General features: G+C 67.8%; 10 protein-coding genes. 6 read left to right on the top strand and 4 right to left on the bottom strand.

Translation table 11 applies throughout. From position 1 onward, the window contains the following. Positions 1-149: 149 nt before the first annotated feature. From AB1L88_RS23120 to AB1L88_RS23100, 5 genes are all read left to right on the top strand, one after another. Positions 150-920 (top strand): AMP nucleosidase, encoded by a 771-nt coding sequence (locus AB1L88_RS23120; protein WP_367099061.1) that lies wholly within the window; start codon positions 150-152, stop codon positions 918-920. A 24-nt stretch (positions 921-944) separates the two neighbouring features. Next, the gene (locus AB1L88_RS23115) at positions 945-1643 is read left to right on the top strand and encodes a copper homeostasis protein CutC (protein WP_367099060.1); all 699 of its coding nucleotides are present in this window, start codon (positions 945-947) and stop codon (positions 1641-1643) included. 162 nt (positions 1644-1805) lie between these two features. Next, positions 1806-3281 (top strand): sulfatase, encoded by a 1476-nt coding sequence (locus tag AB1L88_RS23110; RefSeq protein ID WP_367099059.1) that lies wholly within the window; start codon positions 1806-1808, stop codon positions 3279-3281. A gap of 143 nt (positions 3282-3424) precedes the next feature. Further along, the gene (locus tag AB1L88_RS23105; protein WP_367099058.1) at positions 3425-4993 is read left to right on the top strand and encodes a thiamine phosphate synthase; all 1569 of its coding nucleotides are present in this window, start codon (positions 3425-3427) and stop codon (positions 4991-4993) included. Further along, positions 4993-6591, top strand: coding sequence for an NAD(P)/FAD-dependent oxidoreductase (locus AB1L88_RS23100; RefSeq protein ID WP_367099057.1), 1599 nt, complete (start codon positions 4993-4995; stop codon positions 6589-6591). Before AB1L88_RS23105 ends, AB1L88_RS23100 begins: the two co-directional genes overlap by 1 nt. Here AB1L88_RS23100 and argJ read toward each other — a convergent pair. Both argJ and AB1L88_RS23090 read right to left on the bottom strand, forming a co-directional pair. Then, positions 6579-7781 carry a bifunctional glutamate N-acetyltransferase/amino-acid acetyltransferase ArgJ gene (argJ, locus tag AB1L88_RS23095; protein ID WP_367099056.1) on the bottom strand — a complete coding sequence of 401 codons (1203 nt, stop codon included), beginning with the start codon at positions 7779-7781 and terminating at the stop codon, positions 6579-6581. The two genes, AB1L88_RS23100 and argJ, sit on opposite strands and share 13 nt — an antisense overlap. A 36-nt stretch (positions 7782-7817) precedes the next feature. Continuing rightward, on the bottom strand, positions 7818-8588 hold the full coding sequence (locus AB1L88_RS23090; RefSeq protein ID WP_367099055.1) for an SDR family NAD(P)-dependent oxidoreductase: 771 nt from the start codon (positions 8586-8588) through the stop codon (positions 7818-7820). A 473-nt stretch (positions 8589-9061) separates the two neighbouring features. Between AB1L88_RS23090 and AB1L88_RS23085 the strand changes: the two genes are divergently transcribed. Further along, entirely contained in the window at positions 9062-11347 is a 2286-nt protein-coding gene (locus AB1L88_RS23085; RefSeq protein ID WP_367099054.1) for a hypothetical protein, read from the top strand. 179 nt (positions 11348-11526) lie between these two features. Here AB1L88_RS23085 and rdgB read toward each other — a convergent pair whose 3' ends face one another. Together rdgB and AB1L88_RS23075 are read right to left on the bottom strand one after the other, a co-directional pair. Next, positions 11527-12180: an RdgB/HAM1 family non-canonical purine NTP pyrophosphatase gene (gene rdgB / locus AB1L88_RS23080; RefSeq protein ID WP_367099053.1), complete on the bottom strand. Its 654-nt coding sequence runs from the start codon at positions 12178-12180 to the stop codon at positions 11527-11529. Positions 12181-12331: 151 nt separating this feature from the next. Then, positions 12332-13597 (bottom strand): hypothetical protein, encoded by a 1266-nt coding sequence (locus AB1L88_RS23075; protein WP_367099052.1) that lies wholly within the window; start codon positions 13595-13597, stop codon positions 12332-12334. Positions 13598-13704: the final 107 nt, after the last annotated feature.

Here is a 13704-nt window from a genome sequence, read left to right as displayed (position 1 = left end):
ATCGGCAAGCAAGACTCGGCCGCTTGAGGCGGTTTTGCCGATTTTGCCGCCGGTGAGGCGTGGGGGCTTTGCAAGATGCTCCGGTCCTCGTGGTATCCTGGCGAGTTCGGGGATTCGGGTGGCCGATCGGTGCTCCGGGGGCTGGCTTCGTGAAGACCAAGGGTGAGATCGTCAGGGATTGGCTGCCGCGCTACACGGGGCGGCCCATCGACGGGTTCGGGGAGTATGTCCTGCTGACGAATTTCCTCCAGTATGTGGACCTGTTTGCGCAGCGGTTCGGCGTCGAGATCGAGGGCCGCGACCGGCCGATGCAATCGGCGGTGGCCGAGAACCTGACGATCCTGAACTTCGGCATGGGGAGCGCGATGGCCGCGACGGTCATGGATCTGCTCGCGGCGATCGAGCCGAAGGCGGTGCTCTTCCTCGGCAAGTGCGGCGGCCTGAAGAAGACGAAGCTGGGGGATTTCGTGCTGCCGATCGCCGCGATTCGGGGCGAAGGAACCAGCAACGACTACATGCCGCCGGAGATCCCCGCCCTGCCCTCCTTCCGGCTCCAGCGGGCGGTGTCGTCGGCCATCGTCCGGCACAACCGCGACTACTGGACCGGGACGGTATATACGACGAATCGGCGGGTCTGGGAGCACGACGCCGCGTTCAAGTCGTATCTGCGGAAGACCAGGGCGCTGGGGATCGACATGGAGACGGCGACGCTGTTCATCGTCGGTTTCGTCAATCATATCCCCAAGGGGGCGCTGCTCCTGGTCTCGGACAATCCGATGACCCCGGAAGGGGTGAAGTCGTCTCGGAGCGACCGGTCGGTTTCGGAGAAATACGTGATTCCGCACCTGGAGATCGGGATCGATGCCCTGATCGAGCTTCGCGATTCCGGCGAGTCGGTCAAGCATCTGCGGTTTGAGTAACGGTGCCGGGGAGTGACCAGGGCGATGTCGCGAGTGAGCGTCGAGATCTGCGTGGAAGGGCTTGCGTCGGCCCTGGCCGCCGGGGCGGGCGGGGCGAGCCGGGTGGAACTCTGTGAGCATCTCGCCGTCGGGGGGGTGACGCCCTCGGCGGGTGCCATCGCGCTGGCGTGCCGGTCGTTGGCCATCCCCGTGCATGTGCTGGTGCGTCCGAGGGGCGGGGATTTCGTCGTCTCCGCGGCTGAATTCGACGCCATGCGGCATGACGTGGCCGCGGCGCGATCTCTGGGGGCGGCGGGGGTCGTCTTGGGGGTGCTCGGGCGGGATGGGGCCGTCGATGCGGGGCGGACCGGCTTGCTCGTCGCCGAGGCGAGGCCGATGAGCGTGACCTTCCATCGGGCCTTCGACGAGGTGCCGGACCCGTTTGAGGCGTTGGAAACGCTCGTGGCGCTGGGAATCGATCGGGTGTTGACGTCCGGTCAGGCGGACTCGGCACGAGCAGGGAGCGCGCTACTGGCCGGGCTGATCGCCCGGGCCGGTGGGAGGATCGGAGTGCTGGCCGGCGGGCGGATCGGATTGGAGGATCTGCAACCGCTCATTCAACTCGGCCTGGACGAGCTGCACGTCGGCTCGGCCGCGTGTGAGGGCGGCCGGACCGACGCCGAGGCGGTTCGGAGGATCATGGACGCCGCCTCGGCGTGCGATCGGACCGATCGAGGGCCCTGAGCCTCCGGGGGCGAGCAATTGCGAGTCGGGCGCCTTGCGACGGGGAGTGATCGAGGGCATCCTGAGTGGGGCAGAGAACCCAACGGGCCCGAAATCGCCTGTCAAACCGAGAGACATGTCACGATGCGCTCATGCTGCTCGAACCCGGGATTCCTCCCTTCCGTGCCTGCGGCCCTGACGATCGGCCTGCTTGTCGCGTCGCTCGCGGGGCGGGCCGACGGGGGGGAGCGCCCGAACATTTTGTTCGCGATCGCGGATGACTGGTCGGCCGATCATGCGGGGGTGTATGGGTGTTCGTGGGTGCAGACGCCGTCGTTCGACCGGGTGGCGCGGGAAGGGGTCTTGTTCTCGCATGCGTTCACGTCGAACCCGAAATGCTCGCCGTGCCGGGCCAGCATCCTGACGGGCCGGAACACCTGGCAACTGGAGGAGGCGGCCTGCCACTTCGGCCTGTTCCCGGCGAAGTGGCCGGTGTACCCCGACCTGCTCGAAGAGCATGGCTATTTCGTCGGGTACACGGGGAAAGGGTGGGGGCCGGGCGACTTCCAGGCCGGGGGCTTTTCGCGGAACCCGGCGGGGCCGAACTTCAGCGAGCGTCGGGCCCGCCCTCCTCACCGGGCGATGTCGAACGTGGACTACGCCAGGAATTTCGAAGCGTTTCTCGAAGCTCGAGACGCCGACCGGCCGTTCTGCTTCTGGTACGGAGGGTTTGAGCCGCATCGCGATTACGAGGCCGGAGCCGGTCTGCGCGCCGGTCGCGACCCGCAAGCGGTCGAGGTGCCGTCGTATTATCCCGATCACCCCGCCATCCGAAGCGACTTGCTCGACTACGGCCTCGAGGTGGAATGGTTCGACACGCATCTGGGCCGGATGATCGACCACCTGGAGGCGATCGGAGAGCTTGAGAACACGATCATCGTGGTCACCTCGGATCACGGGATGCCGTTCCCTCGGGTGAAGGGGCAAATCTACGATCATGGGTTCCGGCTCCCGCTCGCGGTCAGGTGGGGGGCCAGGGTGGCGCCCGGTCGGACGATCGAGGATTTCGTCAACGTCCGCGACTTCGCCCCGACCTTCCTGGAGGCGGCAGGGGTGCCGGTGCCCGACTCGATGACGGGGCAGAGTTTCCTCAAGACCCTGGTCGGGGAGGGGTCGGGATGGGTGGACGCCTCGCGAAACCGGATGCTCATCGGCAAGGAGCGGCATGACCTGGGACGCCCCGACGACGTCGGCTATCCCGTCCGGGCCATCCGGACGCCCGAGTATCTTTACATTCACAATTACGAGCCGGATCGCTGGCCGGTCGGGAATCCGGAGACCTCGTACCCGAACTGTGACAATAGCCCGACGAAGACCCTGCTGACCTTCCGATTCGACGACTTCTATCGGCTTTGCTTCGGCAAGCGGCCGAGAGAGGAACTGTATGTGATTGCGGACGACCCGGATTGCGTGAGCAATCGGGCGTCGGACCCCGCGCTCCGGGCCATCAAGGAATCGCTCCGCGATGAGATGGAAGCGGCCCTGCAACGGGAGGGGGACCCCCGGATGTCCGGGCTCGGCTGGATCTTCGACACCTACGAGTACACCGGGGCGCGCCACCACTCGTTCGGCAACTGGTTGAACCACCACCGCCCGTGATCGTGCCGGGCCGCCGGGGGAGATGCTCCTCCGTGTCGCGGTTCGCGATCATCCTCGTTTCGTCCGGCGCTCCCGGTCGCGTACAGTAGAAGGGACGATGACTCCGTCAGGGGGCGGAAGCGGTCGGACCGAGGATGAGGCAGATGATGAGGGAATCACTGACGGCCGGTGCCCGGCGCGTGCTCGATCGCGCCGAGCAGGTGGCGAAGGCTCGGCGATCGGAAACCGTCGAGCCGATCGATCTGCTCGCCGCGCTGGTCGGGGAGGCCGAGAGCCGGGCCGCGGCGATCATCGCGGAGTTCGGCATCTCGCTCGGCGACCTCCAGCCGATGGGCGCCGCGGTCGAGGGCGGGGACGACAAGCCTGGAGACCTGAGCCCGGCCGAGGTCGATCGGGAAGGTCTCCCCCACTCGCACGCGGTGCGGTTGACGTTGACCGAGGCGACCATGCGGGCCCGATCGCTCGATCGATCGCAGGAGATCGGGACGGAGCACCTGCTGGTCGGCCTGCTCGGATCCGGCGACCCGGTCGCGGCGCACCTGATGGACGCGGGATTGCAGGCGGATGTCTTGATGGAGCGGATCGCCGGGGTGAATGCCATCGACTCGGGGCCGATCCCCATGTCGGAGGACCTGCCGGCCCCGGTGCTGGCCGATCCGGGGGAGGTCTCCGACCTGGCCCGCATCCTCGACGCCTCGGCCAATCGCGCCCGGGAAGGGCTCCGGGTGATCGAGGACTACACGCGATTCGTGCTCGATGATTCCGGCCTGACCCGCCGGCTGAAGGACGTCCGCCATCGGTTCGGCGAGGCGATCCGGGGGTTCGACCCCGACTGGCTCATCACCGCTCGCGATACCCCGGGCGACGTCGGGACGCACATCATGGCCGGCGACGAGGGGGCCCGCGAGCACCCCCGGGCCGTCTTGACCGCCAATTTCAAGCGGACGGCGGAGGCCCTGCGCACCCTGGAGGAATACACGAAGGTCTTCGATCAATGGCTCTCGGGACGATTCGAAGTCTTGCGTTATGACGTCTACACCCTGGAAAAGCGGGTGATGGCGGCCGTGGTGGCCCGCGGGGGGCTGGAAGCGGCCTGGTTGTATGTGCTGGTCGGCGGGCTCCCGACCCTCGGCGACCTGACCTGGATCGTCGAGGAGGCCATCGCGGGGGGGGCCGACGTGATCCAGTACCGGGAGAAAGGGCTGCCGGATCGGGTGATCCTGCAGCGGGCCCGGGAGGTCCGCATCCTGACGGCGCGGGCGGGGGTCCGCTTCATCATGAATGATCGGCCGGACCTGGCCCGGCTCGCGTCGGCCGACGGTGTCCACCTGGGGCAGGATGACCTGTCCGTCCGCGACGCCCGCCGGGTGGTGGGGCCGAACATGCTGATCGGCGTGTCGACGCATGAAGCGGCGCAATGCGATGCGGCGATCCGGGACGGGGCGAACTACCTCGGCGTGGGGCCCGTGTTCCCCAGCCGGACCAAGGACTTCGACGCGTTTGCCGGCCTCGCCTACGTCCGTCAGGTGGCCGAGGAGACCAGCCTCCCCTGGTTTGCGATCGGGGGGATCACGGAAGAGAACGTGGACGAGGTGCTCGACGCGGGGGCGACCCGGATCGCGGTGTCGTCTGCGGTGGTCAAGGCCGACCGCCCCCGGCACGCCGCGCAGTCGTTGAAGGCCCGCCTGGTCGAGCGGCAGGATCTGGAGTGATGAGTCATTCGCACTCGGCAACAGGTTCGGGGCGTTCGGGCGTCACGGTCGCGCCCGGCGAGCTGAGGGCGCGACGGTGGGACGCCATCGTCGTGGGCGCGGGCCATAACGGCCTGACCTGCGCGGCCTATCTGGCCCGGGCGGGTTGGAAGGTCCTGGTGCTGGAGGCGCGCGACCCGATCGGCGGGGCCTGCACGATCCACGAGCCGTGGCCGGGGTATCATGTGTCGCCGTGTGCCTATTTGCTGGGGTTGCTGCACCCGAAGGTGATTGATGAACTGGGGTTGATCGATCGGGGATTGCGCTGGACCCCGGCGACGGCGGGGTTATTCGTCCCGTTTTCGGACGGGGAAAGCCTGCAACTCTGGGACGACGACGAGCGTTGCGAGGCGGAAATCCGCCGCCTCTGCCCGGAGGATCTCGAAGGGTTTCGGGCGTTTTCTCGCGTCAAGCAACGGCTGCGCGATGCGATCCGCCCGCCCGGTGATGATGACCTGTGGCTCGATCCCGAACCGTCCCGGGAGGCGATCGAGGAGCGTATCGGCGACGATTCCGAGGCCCGGGCGTTGCTGTTCGAGTGGTCGATGGTCGAGTATGTCGAGCGATTCTTCCGCTCGCCGTATCTGCAGATGGCCTACCTGGGCCAGGGGGTGATCGGCACGAATGCCAGCCCTCATGACCCCGGGACCGCCTCGATTCACTTCCACCACCAGTCGGGGCGGCTCGGAGGAATGCCCGGCGCCTGGGGATATGTCGAGGGCGGCATGGGTCGAGTGTCGTTCCTGATCGCCGACGCGGCCCGAGAGGCCGGTGCCCTGATCGTCAGCGGATTGCCGGTGGCCCGGATCGTGCCGGAGGAAGGGGTGGAACTGGAATCGGGTGATCGGATTCACGCGCCGGTGGTTGTGTCGAACGCCGATCCCAGATCCACGCTTGCGCTGCTCGGCAATCATGTCGATCCTTCCTGGACTGCTCGGGTCGAGGCGATCCCGATGAAAGGATGCACGGTCAAGGCGAACGTCGCGCTGGCCGAACTGCCGAACTTCCGCGTTCGGCCCGGCATCGACCAGGACCACCACCGAGGGCAGGTGAACACGCCGCTCTCGAAGGAGGAATGGGCCTCGTCATTCGCCCAGGCCAGGGCCGGTCGCCTGCCCGATCGGATCTGGTCGGAACTGTACTTCCAGACGACGGCAGACCCGAGTGTTGCCCCCGAAGGGATGCACACGATGAGCGTCTTCGCGCAGTATGTGCCGCACACGTTCGCCGAAGGGAATTGGGACACGAGGCGCGAGGACGTGAGCCAGTTGATCCTCGACACGCTCGCCCGGCACTGCTCGAACATCCCCGGGGCGGTGCGGGCGATCGAGGTGCTCGGCCCGCCCGACATCGAGCGTCGGGTCGGGCTCTCGGGCGGTCATATTTTCCAGGGGGAATGCTTGCCGCCGTTCATGTGGGATCGGCGATTGTTTAGCCGGACGCCGATGCCGGGGGTTTATCTCTGCGGCGCCGGGACGCATCCCGGCGGCAGTGTGATGGCGGTCAACGGTCGGAATGCGGCCCTGTGCGTGCTGGCCGATCGGGGTCAGGTGGTGTAATCCGCATTCAGGCGGATGTATTCGGCCGTCAGGTCGCAGGTCCAGAAGCGGGCCGAGGCGTCGCCCTGCTTGAGCGAGAGGGTGATGCGGACCTCTCGGTTCGCCTTCATCCGATCGGAGACGGCCTCGGAATCGTAATCGAGCGGCACGCCGTCGCGGTAGAGGGGCACCCCGTCCAGTTCGAGCGAGAGTTCCGACTCGTCGAACATCACCCCGGCGTAGCCGGCGGCCGAGACGATCCGCCCCCAGTTCGGGTCCGCGCCGTGGATGGCGGTCTTGACCAGGGGGCTGTCGGCCACGGCCCGGGCGATCTGCGTGGCCTGCTCGCGGTCTCGGCAGCCGTTGACCTCGATGGTGATGAGATGGGTGGCCCCCTCGCCGTCGTCGGGGATCATGCGCGCCAGGGTCTCGCACGTCTCGCGGACCATGCCGGCGAACATCTTCAGGTCGGCACCCATCAGGGGCAACTCGCCCCGGGAGCCGGAGAGCATCAGGACCGAGTCATTCGTGCTGGTGTGCCCTTCCACCGAAATACAATTGAACGTCTCGTCGACGACCTCGTGCAGGATGCCGGAGAGCGCCCCCATCTGCACGCGGGCATCGGTGATCAGGAACCCGAGCATCGTGGCCATCCGGGGCCCGATCATCGCCGCCCCCTTGGCCAGGCCGAGCAGCCGGACGGTCTTCCCGGTCTCGGTCTTCCGGCGCATCGAGACGATTTTCGGCCGCGTGTCGGTCGTCATGATCGCCTTCGAGGCGTCGTGAAACCCGCTCGCATCGGCCGATGCCGCGTCGATCGCCCGGATGACGCCGGCCTCGACCCGGTCCATCGGCAGTTGATGGCCGATCACCCCCGTCGATGCAATCAGGACGTGTTCCGGCAGGCATCCGAGGCGTTCCGCCGCCACCTCGGCCGTCCGCTTCGCGTTCTCGAACCCCTGGGCGCCGGTCGCCGCGTTGGCGTTGCCGGCGTTGATGACGATGGCCCGGATGGCCTCCGAGGGCACGATCGCGCGGTCCCACTGCACGGGGGCCGCCGCGATCCGGTTGGTGGTGAACGTCCCCGCCGCCGAGCAGGTCGAGTCGGCCACGATCACCGCCAGGTCGGGCAAGCCGCTCGGCTTGATCCCCGCCTTCACCCCCGCGGCCCGAAACCCTTCGGGAATTTCCAACGCTGTCGTATCACTCACGAGACGATTCCTCCGCTCCCCTGCACGTGCTCTTGACTACTGGGCCGTGCAACCGCCGTCGATGAACAGGGTCGCGCCGGTCATGTAACTCGATGCCTCGGAGGCCAGGAAGAGGGCCGCCGGGCCGAGCTCCTCCGGGTCTCCCCAGCGGCCGGCCGGGACCTTCGCGACCATCGCGGCCGCCTTCTCCGGGTCGTTCAGCAACGGCAGGTTGATCTCCGTGGCGAACGGTCCGGGGCAGAGGGCGTTGACGTTGATCCCGAACGGGGCCAGCTCCAGGGCCAGGGTCTTGGTCAGGAGCGTCATCCCCCCCTTGCTGGAGCAATAGGGGGTCCGCTCGGCCAGGCCGATCTCGCCCAGCATGCTCGAGACGTTGATGATCCGGCCCCAGCCGTTGCGCTTCAGCTCGGGCACGGCGGCCCGGCAGAAGAGCCACGAGCCTTTCAGGTTGGTGTCGAGCACCAGGTCCCACTCCGACTCTTCGAGCTGCTCGATCGGGCGTCGGATGTTGATCCCCGCATTGTTGACCAGGATGTCGAGCTTGCCCAAGCGCTCGACGGTGGCCTTTACCGCAGCCTCGACCTGATCGGCCTTCGTGACCTCGACCGCCAGGCCGATCACCTCGCGACCGGTGGATGCGGCGATCTCCCGGGCGACGTCGTCGGCCCGCTCCTGCTCCCGGGCCGTCAGGGCGACCGAGGCGCCGGCCGAGGCCAGCGCCTCGGCCATCACCCTGCCCAGCCCTCGGGCCCCCCCGCTGATGAGCGCCACCCGTCCATCGAGCCGAAAGCGATCGATCGCCGCCATGGAGCCGTACCCCGGTCGTGTGTGGAACCTCGAATCGCGTCGCAACGGTTGCCCTCGCGCGGTCCGCACACTCTGCAGACCGACGACAGACGCGGGAGGTTCTCGCCTCGAATCCTGTCGACGTCCCCTAGCCTACTGCCCCCCGGCGGGCAGGGCTATCCCCCCGGCCCGCGCCCCGAGGGGTCCGCCCGCGCGGGCCGTCCGGGTCGCGCCTGGAAGTCTAGTTCCAGCGATCCCGCCTGATTAAGACGGCAGTTCGGGCGATCTGGGCTGAGGTTGTGGCGGATGGGCAAGTTGTTCGGTTCGTTCGATTTAGGGGTGTGGGGAAAATGGGCCGTTCAGTCAAGAGGGAGCACCGGGGGAGCCGAATCAAGGGGTGAGCCTTGAGAAACGCCCCCCCGGGCTCGCCTGGCGGCCTTCCAGGGTCTGGGTCCGAAACATCTCTGAGCGTCGGAGAAACTGACGGAGCGACCATGACGAAGCGATACCTCCTCTTGATCCCGCTCGTTGCGTTGCCGCTTGGTTCGTGGCTGGCCGTCCGGCCGGTTGCGGCGTTTGTCGGCCATGGTCATGCCGGCAAGGCCTTGCCGGCGGTGGCCCCGATGGGCGGAGAGATCCTTTCCGGGCCGGTTTCTTATGAAGTCCGGCGCCGGACCGTGCTGCAACCAGTCACCGAGACGGTCTTCGAGAGCCAGCAGGTGACCTCGGTCCGTGATGTCCACGAGACCGTGATGCGACCGCAAACCGTGACGACCCTGCAGTCGATCACCGAGACGCACCTCCAGGAGGTGCCCTACACCATCCAGAAGCCGATCCAGCGCACCGAGTTCCGCGAGGAACAGTACACGGTGCAGCGGCCCGTGACGCGGACGATCTCCAAGACGGTGCCCTACACCGTCATGCGTCCGGTCACCGAGACGCACATGAAGACCGTCCCGTACACGATCAAGCGTCCGATCACCGAGACGCACATGAAGACGGTCCCGTACACCGTCTGCCGCCCGGTCAAGGAGGTGAGCTACAAGACGGTGCCGATCACCGTCTGCCGCCCCGTGACCGAGACGCGCTACCGGAACGAGACCTACGTCGTCAAGCGGCCGGTGACGCAGGTGGTCCCGCGGACCGTCTGCACGACCGTCATGAAGCCGGTCCCCCGGACCACCTACAAGACCGTCACCGAGACGATCTCGGTCCCCGAAGTCCGCACGGTCTTGCAGGCCCAGACCTACACGGTCATGGACACGGTCAAGCAGACGGCGTACAAGACCGTGCCCTACACCGTGACCCGCCCGGTGAAGGAGACGACCTTCCAGACGATCCGCGACGTGGTGACGGTGCCGGTCAAGCGGACGGTCATGAAGGAGGTCCCCTACACCGTGACCCGGCCGATCACCGAGACCGTCCTCCAGACGCGGACCCGGAAGATCTGCCGGCCGGTGCAGGAAACCACCTTCAAGAACGTCTCGGAGACGATCTACCAGACCGTCACCGAGACGGCCTTCCGAGAGGTCTGCGAGACCGTCCCGGTGCCGCAGACGGTCACCGAGCAGGTGCCGGTCGAGTGCGGCGAGTGGATCACCCGCACCCGGTTCGTGCCGGGCATCACCGTGCCGGCCAAGGGGGGGGCGGTCGTCCCGTCGGCCCAGTGCCCCGGCTCGGTCGTGACCGAGAAGGTCTTCGTGCCGAAGACGGTCATGCAGACCGTCTCCCGGACGGTGATGGTGCCGCAGGTCGTCCGCAAGCAGGTCCCTTACCAGGTCTGCCGGCAGGTACCCGTCACCGTCTGCAAGCAGATTCCGGTCACGCGGACTCGCCTGGTGAAGGAGCGGGTGGTCGAGCAGGTCCCGGTGACCGTCTGCCGGACGGTCCGCGAGACCCAGGTCAAGCTCGTCCCGCACACCGTCTGCGACATGGTCCCGCAGGAGCGGGTCCGCCAGGTCCCGGTGACCGTCTGCCGGATGGTCTCCGAGACGCGGACCAAGACCGTCCCCTACACCGTCTGCCAGACGGTCCCCCGCACCTGCGTCAAGCAGGTCCCGGTGAAGGTGACGACGATGGTGCCGCGGAGCATCTGCAAGAAGGTCCCGGTCACGACCACGGTCATGGTGCCGCACAAGGTCACGCAGACGGTCCCGACCACCGTCACCACGATGGTCAAGGAGACGGCCTGCCGCCAGGTGCCCTACACCGTCACCCGGACGGTCAAGGAGACCCAGTACAAGACCGTCCCGGTGACCCACGTGCGGATGGTCAAGGAGACCCACACCAAGCAGGTCCCCTATACCGTCTGCCGGACGGTCTGCGAGACGGCCTACAAGCAGGTGCCCGTGACCGTCTGCCGGATGGTCTCGGAGACCCGCACGAAGGTCGTCAACCAGGCGGTCTGCGAGATGGTCTCCGAGGTCCGGACCCGCTGCGTGCCCTACACGGTTTGCGACATCCAGACGATCCCCTGCGTCAAGCGGGTGCCCGTCCAGGTCTGCAAGCAGGTGCCGGTCACGAAGACGATCTGCGTGCCCGAGACGGTCGTCCGCCAGGTGACCGACGTGAAGACGGTCTGCGTGCCCCGGACGGTCACCCGGCAGGTCCCGGTCGAGGTCTGCGAGGTCGTCCCGGTCGTCTGCCCGACCCCGCAGGTGCCGGTCAAGAGCGTCGTGGCCTCGGCCCAGTGCGCCCCGACCGACCTCCTGCCCGCGGCCGACGTCTGCCGGCCGAAGTGCGAGCTGCTGAGCCGCGTCTTCGGATGCAAACGGTTCTGAGCCTCGCCCCCTGCCCAACCACCGGCCCGGCCGGGACGCGATCGTGACGGCTTGACGCACCCAGGAGAAGGACCGACGCATCAGAGTCAAGGGGGGGCCTCGCCCCGCCCGAACCCTCGCCGTCACGCTCTCGAAACTCGAACGCCCCTCGCTTCCGCGGGGGGCGTTTTTTTTTGCGATCAGGCGTTCGCCAGGATCCGCTCCAGGCCCAGGCGGAGCCGCTCGAAGGCCCGCGCCCGGTGGCTGAGCTGGTGCTTGACCAGGGTGCTCAGCTCGCCGAACGTCTTGTGATATTCGAGGATGATGAACAGCGGGTCGTAGCCGAATCCCCGCTCTCCGTGGATCTGTCGGGCGATCCGGCCCCGGCAGGCCCCTTCGGCCTCGAGGACGATCGTCCCCGAAGGATCGGACAGGGCCAGGCTGCACACGAAGGCCGCCCCTCGACGGTCGTCGGGGACGTCTGCCAGGGCTTCGAGCAGCTTGCGGTTGTTGGCGTCGTCGTCGCCGTGGACTCCGGCGTAGCGGGCCGAGTAGACCCCCGGTTCGCCGTCCAGGGCATCGACGGTCAGGCCCGAGTCGTCGGCGATGACCCAACGGCCGACGGCCTGGGCCGTTTCCGACGCCTTCTTGCGGGCGTTGCCGGCGAAGGTGTCGGCGTCTTCCTCCACTTCGGGGGCGTCGGGGAAGCCGTCGAGGGTCAGGACGACGAGCCGGGCGAGCCTCGGGTTCGGCTCCCAGGGGGGGGCGATCAGGCCGGCCATCTCGCGCCCTTTCTTGACGTTCCGGGTGGCGAGGACGATCGGGAAGGGATCGGCAGGAGGGGCATCGCTCATGGTGTTCGCTCGCGGTCGATCTGAGAATGTTGGGGCGGGGAAGCGGGCGATTCACTCGCCCCGATCAAACGGGACGGGGCGAGGGGGCCGCGTTTCCGCCGCCCCTCGCCCCGTCGGTCGTCTTCATCCAGGCGCTTCGAGACCGTCGGGCTTACTCGGGCTGAGGGACCTCGAAGACGTTGGAGGCCGGGGCCAGGGGGATCGTGAAGACCGTGTTCCCCTGCCGCTTGGTCTCGACCTGGATCGTCTGGGCGGCCTGGCGCACCTGCTCGACCCGAGGATCTTGCGGGGACGCGAAGTCGCCGAGCAGGACGAGGCTCGACGTCCGGTCATGATACACGTACGGCTGGATGCCGAGCGACCGGACCACCTCGTGCTTGGCCAGCCGGGCGGCCAGTTGCTCGGCGTCCTCGTGGGCCGTCCGCAGGGGGCTCTTGTCGAAGACCTTCGGGAAGTTGATCACCGTCTCGTCCGGCCCGCTCAGCGCCGACCGGCCCGAGAACTCGTAGACGACCAGGCTGTAGGGGGCCTTGCACTTGTAGATGCTGTTCGGCGTCCCCTTGTTCATGCGGACGACGAGCGGGTCGATCGGCTTGACGAACCCGGAGCGGAGCACCTCGGGGTCGACCACGGAACCCGGCGGCAGTTGCGGGGCGGCGGCCGTCTTGGCCCGGCCGGGGTAGAGATCCTGGGCCGGCAGGAGCGGATTGGTCGTGACGAAGGCCCGATCCAGCCCCTTCCCGTTCCGCCAGGGGAAGATGGAGTGGTGGTCGGCCAGCGTCCGGGGCTTGAGCTTCTTGATCTCGGTCCGCAGCTCGTTGGCCTGGTCGATCGTCGCGCAGTTGCCGGCCATCACGACCGCCTCGTCGGTCACGCGGTCCAGCTCGGGAGGGCTGACGTACGGCTGGTCGATGTCTCGATCCGAGGTGGGCGGGATGCCCCGCATGTTGCTGTTGCCCGGCTTGAGCTTCAGGAAGTAGACATACGCCGGGATGCGGTTCTGAGACCGCAGCTCCATGGCCAGCGCCTGGGCACGCTGCACCGCGTAGTCGCCCCGGAAGATGTGGGCCGCGACCATGAACGGCCCGGCCTGCCGGGTCAGGAGGTACGGCTCGATCGGTTCGGTCGGCAGGAACGACGGCGGGGCTTCCTGGCCCGGATCGACCGGGGCCGGCAGCACCGCGCCATTCTGGTAGACCTGCGTGTCGGTGGTCCCCTCCTCCGCCGGGGCCGGGCTGGGGGCCGGCGGCGGCTGCTGGCCGGGAGGGACCTGGAAGAAGGGACGATTCAGCGGCTCGGCGACCGGGGTCGGGGCGGGGCCTCGGGGGGCGCCTCCACGCACCTGAGCCAGGACCGCCCCGGGCGCGGTCGCGGCCAGGGCCAGAGCCATGCTGGTCGAGAACAGGACCGATTTCATCGGCGATCCCCCATCCTGACGGGTTCGCGTACAAAAAGGTTCGAGCGTGATCACGTCACACGCGAGACCCACCCGGGGAGAAGACGTCTCCGGGGGTGAGATCGGCG

The organism is Tautonia sp. JC769 (genome assembly GCF_040717455.1).
Lineage (GTDB): Bacteria > Planctomycetota > Planctomycetia > Isosphaerales > Isosphaeraceae > Tautonia.
This window is presented reverse-complemented; position numbering and strand designations above follow the sequence as displayed.